The following is a 1,233-nucleotide window of genomic DNA, read 5'->3' on the forward strand; positions in this document are numbered from 1 at the left end:
TACATCCAACTCCTCAGGTGTCACCCCCGGTCAACGACACAGCCCCCTCAACCGGACACGCCACCGGCGAGTGAACCTGACCAAGCCCTACTAGCAGGTGTGGGCTGCGCGCTATGCGATGGAGACCCGAGGCGGGGTCTGATGTGCGATGTACCAGGCAGCTATCTGCGAGCGGGATGTGAATTCCAGTTTGGTCCGGATACGTTCCACATGTGTGTCGGCAGTGCGGGGGGCGATGACCAGATGTGCTGCGATTTCTTTGTTGGTCAGTCCTTGAGCGATCAGTTCGGCGACCTGCAGTTCGCGTGGCGTCAGCGGTGTCTTTTCAGGCGACACCCGCTGAGCCGGGGTTATAGATGTCGTGTTCTCGAGTGCGTAGTCGATGGCGTGTTGTCCGGAGAGCCCGCGGCCGATTTGGAAGGTCTTCTCGAAGGTCTGGTCGCCGAGGGCTGCCCGGGTCATGGAGGTGTACCGGTCGTGGACGGTGCCGACGGGTAGGTAATGGTCCGGAGACGCGCCAATTTCATTCCAGAGGGCGCTGGCGGCACCAAAGAGGGTGGCGGCCCGGTTATGGCGGCCTTGTCGTTCGTTCACCCATGCCAGGGTATCGAACACGAAGGCGAAGCCGAGCTTCGTCCCCATCTGGCCGTGCAGGCGGAGAGCCTGCCTTGCGGCCGCCTCCGCGCGGGGGAGCTCATGATTGACTTCGATGAAGGAGACTGCCCACAGCGCCCATGAGCGCAACATCAGCTCACCACGCTGCTGCGTCATGGACAGGCATTCGTTGAGGAGAGCCAAGCCCCGTTCGCGTTCACCCCTGACGCCTACGGTGAGACCGTACATGACTAATGCGAACATCTCATGGCGGACCTTGTCCGACGTCCGGAACCCGGATAGGGCGTTACCGATGAGCGAGGCTGCCTTGTCCAGATCGCCGATGAAGAAGGCTGCAAGGCCTTGGATAAACGTCACGTGGGCGCTCTCAGCCACGTCGCGGAGTTGGTCGGCCAGTTGCGCGGCCTCTGCCAGAAGTGAAACGCCAGCTTTGTTGTCGCCTTGCACCAGTGCGTACCAGGCGTTGAGTCGCAGTGCCGCAACCCGTTCGCGACTGAGGTGAGGCGCCGTGGCCAGCGCCTGGTCGAGCCAGTGGCGTGCTTCGGTCAGCAGGCCTCGGGCAGCCCAGTATTCCTCGATCGTGATGATCATGTGCAGTGCGGTGGTCGCCCCGCCGGG

The 1,233-nt window shown here is 62.6% G+C and carries 1 protein-coding gene; it reads right to left on the bottom strand.

Annotated features, from left to right (window positions below; genetic code table 11):
• Nucleotides 1-111 precede the first annotated feature (111 nt).
• On the bottom strand, nucleotides 112-1,233 hold a 1,122-nt coding region (locus AC0699_RS39790), incomplete at its 5' end, for a helix-turn-helix transcriptional regulator (RefSeq protein ID WP_478671621.1).

The organism is Streptomyces sp. NPDC043870 (assembly GCF_056435785.1).